General features: G+C 59.6%; 11 protein-coding genes. 4 read left to right on the forward strand and 7 right to left on the reverse strand.

Annotated features, from left to right (window positions below):
* Nucleotides 1-154: 154 nt before the first annotated feature.
* The gene (locus QME71_11005; protein ID MDI6858827.1) at nucleotides 155-1249 is read left to right on the forward strand and encodes a tyrosine-type recombinase/integrase; all 1095 of its coding nucleotides are present in this window, start codon (nucleotides 155-157) and stop codon (nucleotides 1247-1249) included.
* 424 nt (nucleotides 1250-1673) lie between these two features.
* Entirely contained in the window at nucleotides 1674-2111 is a 438-nt protein-coding gene (locus QME71_11010; protein MDI6858828.1) for a HEPN domain-containing protein, read from the forward strand.
* A gap of 196 nt (nucleotides 2112-2307) precedes the next feature.
* Here the strand turns inward: QME71_11010 and QME71_11015 are convergent, their stop codons facing one another.
* The 3 genes from QME71_11015 to QME71_11025 form a co-directional block, all read right to left on the reverse strand.
* A complete protein-coding gene (locus tag QME71_11015; GenBank protein ID MDI6858829.1) occupies nucleotides 2308-2664 on the reverse strand; it encodes a hypothetical protein in 357 nt (118 codons plus the stop codon).
* Nucleotides 2664-3029, reverse strand: coding sequence for a hypothetical protein (locus tag QME71_11020; protein ID MDI6858830.1), 366 nt, complete (start codon nucleotides 3027-3029; stop codon nucleotides 2664-2666). The genes QME71_11015 and QME71_11020 overlap by 1 nt, the downstream gene beginning before the upstream one ends.
* A 146-nt stretch (nucleotides 3030-3175) precedes the next feature.
* A complete protein-coding gene (locus tag QME71_11025; GenBank protein MDI6858831.1) occupies nucleotides 3176-3928 on the reverse strand; it encodes a ParA family protein in 753 nt (250 codons plus the stop codon).
* A gap of 116 nt (nucleotides 3929-4044) precedes the next feature.
* Here QME71_11025 and QME71_11030 point away from each other — a divergent pair, with 116 nt between their 5' ends.
* Both QME71_11030 and QME71_11035 read left to right on the forward strand, forming a co-directional pair.
* Nucleotides 4045-4332, forward strand: a complete 288-nt coding sequence (locus tag QME71_11030) for an AbrB/MazE/SpoVT family DNA-binding domain-containing protein (protein ID MDI6858832.1) — start codon at nucleotides 4045-4047, stop codon at nucleotides 4330-4332.
* Entirely contained in the window at nucleotides 4329-4745 is a 417-nt protein-coding gene (locus QME71_11035) for a putative toxin-antitoxin system toxin component, PIN family (protein MDI6858833.1), read from the forward strand. The genes QME71_11030 and QME71_11035 overlap by 4 nt, the downstream gene beginning before the upstream one ends.
* Nucleotides 4746-5006: 261 nt before the next feature.
* Here QME71_11035 and QME71_11040 read toward each other — a convergent pair whose 3' ends face one another.
* The 4 genes from QME71_11040 to QME71_11055 all read right to left on the reverse strand — a co-directional run.
* Nucleotides 5007-5573 (reverse strand): hypothetical protein, encoded by a 567-nt coding sequence (locus QME71_11040; protein ID MDI6858834.1) that lies wholly within the window; start codon nucleotides 5571-5573, stop codon nucleotides 5007-5009.
* A 17-nt stretch (nucleotides 5574-5590) separates the two neighbouring features.
* Complete coding sequence (locus QME71_11045) at nucleotides 5591-6265, reverse strand: hypothetical protein (GenBank protein ID MDI6858835.1); 675 nt, start codon at nucleotides 6263-6265, stop codon at nucleotides 5591-5593.
* 937 nt (nucleotides 6266-7202) lie between these two features.
* Complete coding sequence (locus QME71_11050) at nucleotides 7203-8738, reverse strand: hypothetical protein (GenBank protein ID MDI6858836.1); 1536 nt, start codon at nucleotides 8736-8738, stop codon at nucleotides 7203-7205.
* Nucleotides 8739-8815: 77 nt separating this feature from the next.
* Nucleotides 8816-9601: AAA family ATPase (locus QME71_11055; protein MDI6858837.1), on the reverse strand; the 786-nt coding region annotated here is incomplete at its 5' end.

Raw genomic sequence — 9601 nt, forward strand, 5'->3', positions numbered from 1 at the left:
TTAGATTCAAAATCCGCCTCTCGGGGCGGTCTTCGTCTTTTTGACCCACCAACCTGAGCACCGGACTCGAAGTTTTCAAAAACAGCGGTTTGAAACGAGTCCGGTAGTCTCCTTGACCGCCTGGCAATAGCCAAACGCGAAAGGAGGCCGCAGCATGAAGCCCAGAAAGACTCAGCGGTGGGAGGAAATGGACAAGTCGACCGTGCCCCTGGAGACGCTCTTCGCCAATTACGCCCTGTACAACCGGAGCGAGGGCAAGTCCCCGTCTACCATCAGCTGGTATAATGACAAGCTCAACGACCTGCTGCGATGGTTGCGGGAAAAGGAATACCCGACGGACCTCGGCGGCTTCAGCGTCGAGCGAGTAAGGCAATTCGTTCTCTATCAGCAGGAAAGGGAGAACAAGTACGAACGCAACACCTTTGTTCCCACGCAAGCTGAGAAGCTCTCCGGACACACGATCCGGGGGTATGTCCGAACCCTAAAGGCGTTTTCGTCCTGGTTGTGGAATGAGGGCTACACCGACACCAACATTCTGGGACGCTACCGGCTGCCGAAGGCCCGGCAGACGGAGCCGGAGTGGCTGACCCAGGACGAGATCGAGCGTCTGCTGAAGGGATTTGATCGCAACAGCACCCTGGGCGCTCGTGATTACGCCATCGTCCTGACGTTTCTGGACACAGGCCTGCGCTGCAGTGAGTTGTGTAATCTAGTTTTACCCGACGCCGATCTGCAGATGGGCCAGCTCAAGGTCCTCGGAAAGGGAAATCGAGAGCGGCTAGTTCCAGTTGGTGCGCGAGCGACGCGTGCCCTCCGGCGATACCGCGACCACTTCCGCCCGCCCGTCGACGACGAACGCTTCTTCCTTACCGTCGACGGCAGGCCGCTCACGGTCCGAGCGATCCAACTGATGATCCGCAGGGCGAAGGCCCGCGCAGACATACCGCGCTTACACGTCCACCTTCTGCGGCATACGTTCGCCGTCCACTACCTGATGGCTGGAGGAGACGTCTTCTCGCTACAACGGATTCTCGGTCACTCCACACTCGAAGTGACCCGAATCTACGTCAATCTGGTTGCCAGCCAGGTGAAGGAGAAGCATCGTCTCTTCAGTCCAATGGACAACATGGCTCTTCCAACGGAGCGGGTAGGGAGTAAACCGGTCGCGCCCGGCACCAGACTATGGCGGTTGCCTGGGAGTTCTAACGGACGACGAAACGGCCGCGGAAGGGTGCTTGTGGGGCGCTGATAGCGAGCCAGGAGAGCTTTTCACCTTGCCCATCGTTACCATCACCTCTGCAGCTCTAAACCCTACATACGGAGCCGGATTGTTCTTCTTCGGGATTTCGGTCTGATCTGGGCGGCCGGACCTCGAAGCAACGTGAAGGTAAACATCGAGCCCTTCCCCTCGCCGGCGCTCTCGGGCAGATGTGCCCGCCAAGCGCCTCGGTTAGTCGCTCGCTTTCCTCGAAGGCACTATAATCGCAGCCATGGAAGTACCAACGACGTTGCCCTACTACCCTTGGCGTCTGCCAGGTGATCCACCAGTGCATTCTCCGATTCGTCTGAGACACAAGGATGTCCTCATAACTGCACCCTCAGATCCTGGAGCTCTAACGTCGCTGGATATGATTGTTCATGCTGACATATCCTACCTCTCTTGCCGAATTCTGATGTTGTCAAGCCGCGTAGTTCATCCAGCGGCTCTCTACATGGCCGGACAGACTATTGAGAAGTACTTGAAGGCGATTCTGCTAGCAACCGGAAGGGACGCACCGAGGCATCACAGATTGGTGAAGCTGGCCAACTGCGTAGGCGCGCCCTTCGACGATGAGGAATTTCTCGAGCTTTGCCGCCATCTTGAAGCATTCAACGTTGCCGGTCGTTATCCAGATCATCCCCTCTATGCTTGGCGCTACTCCCTCAACCTGCTGGCGTTCCTCGACGCATTCGTCCTCAAATGCCGTCAAATTGGTCACATGCCCCCAGACCCATCCAATATGATTGCTCAGTTGGGGCAACAAGACTGCGGTGACAATCCAGTTATGGCGGCTGCCGTTATTGCGCTTCAGGACCAGAATCGGCATCTGCTCGAATTGACTCAGCAATAGCCGCAAGGGTTCGACTCCTCCCCGCAGTCCTCTGCCTTCAGTATGTTCGCTGTCCGACGCCGCAGGTGTGCATCCCCGCCTGTACCAGCCGCGCCTCGTCCTCGTCTCGTCCATTTCCTACGCGCGTTGAGAGAACGGTCGAAAAAGGCCTTTGTAGGGCGCCAGAACGACTCCAAAAGGGACCGCCGCCAATGACCTATCGTCGTACTCGTCGATGGAGGCGATTACCCGATCGCCTCACGCGGTGAACGGCAAACGACTTCAGCTCAAGCACCGGCACCGGAAGGTAAGGCAGGTCGTGCTCCCAGACGACCAAAAGATCGCAGCGGGAGAAGTCGTGGTGGTGGCGGAGAAAGTCCGAACTCCTAAACTCGGCCTCGGCGAACAGCTTCTTGCCGCCCCGTTCGAGCACGTAGTCGGGGAAAGACGCTCTGCTCTCGACGATGCGGTAGCCGAGACGGGCGGCCTCCTGGGCAAAGAGCTCCCTAACACTGATCTCCAACTTGGGAACGAAGCTGAACGTGGAGACTGCCTCACCCCGAATCAGCCCCATCAGTCCTCCTCCTCGAAGAGCCGGGCAAGAAAGCTTTCTTGCTGTCTTGCCCGGAAGTCCTCGATTATTAGGTCCAGCGCCGCCCGCATCACGTCGTTGCGGGTGAGCTTCTTCCCCCAGCGCACCTCCATCTCGTAGACGATGTCGCGGACAGCCTCCAGCTCCTCCTGGCTGTAGCGGAAGGTGTTGTGGATCCGGTGCTCGCGTTTAAGGAGCGACCGCAACTCTCGGAGGGCCGCCTCGTCCAAGCCTATCGACCATCCCGGCTCGGTCGCGGGAAAGCTGGCCTGCTGTTTGTCTTTGAGTATTGCTGTCTGTCTTGCAGTCTTGCTGTCTGGAAAGACACCCCGTTCGCGCTCTGACACAACTCCGTCGGGTTCTTCCTGTCGAAAGTCAGGTCGGGGCTCGACGTCTGGTTCTAGCTTGGGGTCGGTTGCCTGGCCCGAGGATGACTGAGACTGATCCCCAAAGAAGATGTCGGCGCCGCGCCCTTTGATTGAAAAACGACTGGTCATCCTGTAAGCTCCCTGGCGAGCGCCTGGTATGCCCGCGCCCCCTCATGCGAGGGGGAATAGTCGATGATGGAGAGGCCGGCCGCCGGCGCTTCCTTGAAGCGAACGCTCGCCTTCACAACCGACTTGAGGACCTTCTCGCCGAAGGCCCTGCGCACCTCGTCCATCACCTCCTGGCCGTGGAGCGTCCTGCCGTTGTACATAGTGATCAGGATGCCCGCCACAGCCAGTGCCGGGTTCAGCTTCGCCTTCACTTTCTCAATCGTGCGGAGCAGAGAGCCCAGTCCCCGCATCGCCATGTACTCGCACTGGAGCGGGATGAGAACCTCGCCTGCCGCCACCAGAGCGTTCACAGTGAGAAGACCCAGCGAAGGCGGGCAGTCGATGAGAATGAAGTCGTATCGTTGCGAGACGGGAGCCAGAGCGTCCGCCAGAATCCGTTCACGCCCCATCTCAGCGCTTAGTTCAAGCTCGGCGGCAGCGAGGTCAAGGTCGGCCGGAACGAGGTCGGGCCCGTTGTCGCCGGGACGGATCGCCTGGCCGAGAGGCGCCTGAGACAGCAGGACTTGATAGACGGTATTCGAAGGTTTGGCCTGGGGAGGGGCGAGACTAGCGGAGAGGGCAGCCTGCGGATCGAGGTCCACGAGCAACACCCTTTTGCCCTCCTTTTGAAGGGCGGAGCCGAGGTTCAGTACCGTTGTTGTTTTGCCGACGCCTCCCTTCTGATTCGCGACGGCTATGATTCGAGTCATATTGTAAAGTTAGATTAGCAGTTTGAGGAGCCCCTGTCAATGATGTATTTGACTGGATGTGTTATCGTGTGATATCATCATTGAACGAAGCGACGAGCGACAGGAGGTAGGCGGTCATGCGAAAGGTAGTCAAGCAGCTCAGACACGGCCAGATCACCATCCCCAAGGAATTGAGGGAGGCGATCGGGCTGGATGAGGACGACATGCTCTCGATCACGGTCGCCGGCGATAGGCTGGAGGTCGAGCCAGTGAAGGTGACCCCAAAGAGCAAAGGCTCGCCCTGGGCCCGTGATCTATACAAGGCGTTCGCGCCGGTCAGGGAGAGCCTCAAAGGCCGCTCGGAGGACGAGGTCAACGAGGCGATTGACGAGGCGCTAAGGGAGGCGAGGGAGACGAAGGAATGAGAGTCGTCCTCGACACGGTCGTCTTCGTGCGCGCCCTCATCAACCCACACGGGAAATGGGGGCGCCTTCTTTTCGAACTTTCCGACCGCTACGTCCTCGTCCTCTCGCCCGATATCATCAGGGAGATCATCTCTGTCCTCTACCGGCCGAGCCTTCGCCGGCGCTTTCCTCAGATGGCTGAGCCAGCTCCCCTCGCGCAGGTCCTCGCCATCCTGGAGCGCGCGGAGGTCGTCGAGCCCGCCGAGAAGCTGTCCGTGTGCCGCGACCCTAACGACGACAAGTTCTTCGAGTGCGCCCTCGAGGGCCGGGCCCTGTTTATCGTCAGCGAGGATAAGGATGTCCTGGGCGTCGGCGAATTCCTGGGCATAAAACCGGTGACGGCCGACCTTTTCCTCCAGTTGCTGCAAGGCTGACGCGAGTATCGCCGGCAGCCGTACGCCCCACCACCTGAAACAGATTCAAGGGGCCACACTAAGGGTCGCCGACCGACCTATCGCCTCGTCGCTCACTTCCCGAATAGGGCGCTTATCATGAGTCTGAGGCTGACGTATGCTACGACCGCGGCCAGGCCAAACAGCAATATCACCAGAGAGAGCCAAAGTAGCACACCCACGTCACATCCTCCTCGGCAATCATAGCACAGCCCGTCCGGCGCGCTGGCTCAGGCGCTGACACTAAGATGGGACTGGAGCGTCGCGACAGATGCAAGCCCATTCACGCTCTTCTAGCTGTTCTGCCTCCCTCAAGATTTCCTCCCAAGGGGCAATCCTGAGGTTCAGCTTACGGGCCAACTCGATCATCACGAACGCGCAGAAGATCTCGCTCTGGCGGTGAAGCTTCTCCTGGAGTCGGGCGTGCTGCACTTCATGGGCCGCGATTAGCTTGAGACCGATGAAACGGTTCGGCACCCCGATTCCCCAGCTCTCGCGCATCGGGCGCTTCAGTATGATCTTCTCGTTCGTATCCAGCAGCATTGGCCATGGAAATGGTGGGACGTGCAAGGTAATGAGATCCCTGTATTCGTACCCCTTGTCGTTGGCACCGAGGACGTATTTCACTCCTTTTGGCGATATGAGAAAACGCGAGCTTGCGTCCGGGTAGAAGGTTCCATGAAAGTCCCGCCTCTTCCAGGAGTTCTTGACTTTGACGGCGACGGGGAGGTCATCGGGCTGCTCCAATTCATGCAGCATTTCCTCGATGTAATCGTCTATTGTGTCCGTCGTGTTGCGCACCAGTCTCATGGCCTATGATCCCGACGCTAGCGGAGTAGTTTGGTGAACTGGTTCGGGTAGTGCTTGTCGAAAGCCGGCAGGTTTTCGTGTAGCAGCGCCTCTGTAAACGCCGCTATCACGGGCGACAGGCGGGTTGGGCCGGCGCTCCCCGTACTCTCGATGATCTTCGCCTCGGGTGGCAGGCGCGATTGTTTGAGAAACTCCGTGTAGTCTCGACTGCCAAATGCGTAAACCGCCCAGTCAGGGTGGCGCTGGACGATGTGTTCGCATATCCGCCTCAACGATGGCTGCCACAGTCTGCCCGTGTAGGGTATTCTGTTTTGTCTGGCGATTTGATAGCTAAACGTGGCCTGATAGCAGCGAGCCGACTCCGAGGCGGCCAAAATTCCGTACCCGCCGGAGAGAAAGAACCATCTTATTGGTTTGGTTTCCTCCAGCAGGACTTGCCTCAATGGAGCATAGAATTGCTGATATATTCCGCCGTATGCACGTCCGGTTTGAACGTAGAGGTCAAAGGCATAGGTTTCAGAAGTGCCCAGTTTCGCTTCTGGCTTCGACAATATGACCTCTCTCGTTCTGCGAAGCTCTCGAAGTAGCGAGGGGTCACTGATGTAGTCTTCAGGCTCAGTTCGTTTCGCGCCAACGGCGACGGAATCATTTTTAGCGGCGGTGCAACTGCTGAATATCAAGGTGCCTTTCATAGTATCCCTCCCTGGCCTAGAACTTCTCTCGAGAGGCTCGGGCCAGATTCTGAAAGCGCTCTAGCTGATCGCGGTTCATGGCTGGACCTCCCACTCCCTGGCTATTCCAAAGTCCTGACGATGCCACCTTCTCGCTGTAGGCGAAATGCCCTAGCCAAGAGGTGGATGGCCGACATACCGGGCACGCGACCAGGGTAGCGATAAGAAGATCCTCTAACTCATTCCGTTCTCGCCGGTCTTCGACCATCACGCAGCGAAACCGGAACGACATTCGCAGCAGCGCCGAGACATCCGCCTCCAGTTGCTGGCACTCGGGGCATGTCTTGGCGTTTTGGAGCTCCCAATGACCCTTGCCGGGCGCGGGGGCAAGGCAAGGACAGTCAGGGTCCCGCCGCCTCAGAAGAGCGCCACCGAGGTACTTGCGAAACACGCTGCCATTCTTTCGGCCGGAGAAGTGCTGCGCCAGACGCTTGCGGAGGGACCCATCGCTGCAGGGGTGGTTCCCCACCCGTACTACCCGCCCGCCCGGTGCATGTCCGCTCGTCTCCCCGTTCTCGTAGAAGAAGTAGAGTCCATCGCCGAACGGCACATCTGCCGGGGATGCCAGAAGCGGGAGACGTGCCAGCACAGAATGAATCTGATGACATGCATCTTCGGCGGAGAGGCTATTCCGCCCACCGTCCTCAAGCATTCCTGTCTCCTCCGTTCTTGCCGTCTTCCATTTCGCAGAGCCCGGCGACCAAGTTACCACTGAACGTTGTCCGTGTCACATCGGCGCCAGGTGCAATTGACAGGGAGACATTCGTTGAGCCGAGGGCGCAGGAGATAAGCAGACCCCTGTTCGGCAAGGTCATCCAACAGGTCGAAAACTAAGATCCAACCCAGAGGGCTCGCACCAAAGAAAGGGGGGACGCCAAGATGGAAGTCCCCCCGTACACTAGATTCCCCTGATCGACCTCAGCATCGCCGCAAGCTTCTTCGGCAACTCTTTGGACTCGCAGGCAATAAGCCTGTCCTGACCAAAGATCTCTGACATGGCCTGCTTCGTCGCATCATCCGGGTCGAGCAGGATCCCGATCACGTCAACCTTCCCCCTCAGCATAAGGCAAAGCCGCTTCGCTTCCTCGCCATCGTTGGGGTACCCATCATGCAGGACGACTATCAGCCGTACAGCGGCGGGTGACTGCAGAAGGCCTTCGCTGTGCCGCCTTATGGCGACGGCGATATCCTCCCAGCCGGCCTTCGCGGGCACCATGCCGGCGATCAGCGCCTTGCCTCTCTCTCCGGAGCCGTTTTCCGCGAGAACAGTCTGCTGTGGGGTGACGGCGACCTGATGCTCAATTCCCAGGGCCTCGCAGGCCAGGTGGAGCATCATCGCGCCCTCAGCAACACTCTCGATTCGCATTCTCCCACCGCCGCCGTAGTTCATGCTCGTCGAGTGGTCGATGATAACCCGCAGCGCGATTGTCGGCGGTTTGGTGGGCTCTTCTGACAGCGCAAGGAAGGGCTGCTCCCGCTCCCGCAGGTACTGCCGCACGGAGAGTCGGCCGCCAACCGCGACCGGTTCCAGCTCGTCCGGCACCTCTGTCAGAGAAAGCTCTTCGATGAGCTCCTGCGCCAGAGGCATCGCCCTCTCCTCCAGCTCAATGTACGGCTTGGGGTCGATCGAGAACCTGCCGTCCCCGGCACGGTGACCCTCCGGCACCAACTCGCCGTCGAAGGCCTCAGTGCGCGGGTAATGTTCACCGTCTCCGTCGAACGGCTCAGGTGCTACCGGCGTGCGCCTCTCGGCGTGATCGCCACGGCCGCGGTCGCCCTCGCATCGATCCAACTCCTCGATGACCCACAGCGGTATGTGGTGCCCCTTGAGATCGAGAATCTCCACGATCCTCTCCGCGTATCGGTCCACCTCAAGGCTGGAATCAGCCACCCAGGCGGCCTCCACCAGCGGTTTCACTCTCTCCCAACGTTCCTGATTGATGGCCGACAACTCCCCCTTCAAGGACGCATCCAGCCGGTAAGCCCAGCGGTACTGCAGGGCGGCGGCAACGACCTGGCCGGGGTCGTCACCGGCTTCGAGGTCAGGGCTGAGCTCGAAGAGCCTCTTTGTAAGGCTGCGAATCAGCGTCCTCGTCCCCGCGAACTCCTCCATCATCAGGCTCTCGATCCGCTGGTCTTCCAGGATGTTGGAGACCATGTGGACGACCGGGGGCAGCTTCACGGGAGTGGTGAACCGCCGGTGGCCTGCCTCATGGCAGAGAACAGCCTTGGTGATGTCGTAAGCTTGCCTTGCCTTGAGCCCGGGTATCATCTCCGGGTTCACCCGCACCAAGCGCCGGCTGAAGTCCGTCAGCCCCGTCAGGTTTGGTTCGTCGGCGAACTCGATTCGATAGGGCATGGGACCCTGGAGGGCGCGCCCGTAGAGACGCAGCTTCTCCTGGATGTTGCGCCACTGCCACCACCTCAGAGCCATGTTGTTCTCCCTCCTTTCGGATAGAAAAAGGCCACCGGATGGAGCGAATCCTCTCCGGTGGCCCTGGTAGCTTGGTGCTACTTCGGTGTGTGGGCCTCGATGAGGGAAAGGACAACGTCCGTGACGTCCTCCCTCACGTACCCCTCGCTATCGGTCCCACAAACGCCGTACATGATGGTTATGCCGGCCGACGCCTTCAGGCGGACCAGCAGGTCTTCCTCCTTCCTCGTTTTGAATTTGCCGGCCCAGGCGATGAGTCCGCGCAGGTCGATGCACCCTGACAGCTCGTGGCTGCGCTTGAGACGCCTCGTCTCATTGGCAACCTTCACCATGACGCGCGCTTCCTCTTTGCCTATGCCGGTTCTCTCTCGCAGCAGTTGCTCCTCATCACGAGGAGGCAGATATCGAAACTCCAGGACGACGGGGAAGCGCGATATCAGCGCCGCGTCGTAGCTCTCCACGTGATAGCCCTTGCCCAGGTTCGAGGCCATGACGACACAGAAGTCGTCGCTGGCCAGGACCTCCTCGGAGCCGTGCTCGGTCAACACGACCGCCCGCCGGCTGATGACACCGAGCAGCACGTTTAGAACGCGCGCCGGCATCCGGTTGGCTTCATCGATGAACAGCACGGACCCGTCCTCGCGGAGGGCCTGCGTAACCACGCCGTCCCGCCAGTAGAAACTGCCGGCACCGTCGGGAACATAGCCGCCCAGGAGGTCGAACTCCTTGAGCGATGAATGCCCCTCGATGACGAAGAGCCTCCTCGGACGGAGAAGCCGCTCCATCGCCTCAAAGACGCAGAGCGACTTGCCCGTGCCCGTCGGCCCGATGAGAAGACAGTTCAGGCGCTCGGCGGTTGAGTC

It is taken from the genome of Dehalococcoidia bacterium (assembly GCA_030018455.1).
GTDB lineage: Bacteria > Chloroflexota > Dehalococcoidia > DSTF01 > JALHUB01 > JASEFU01.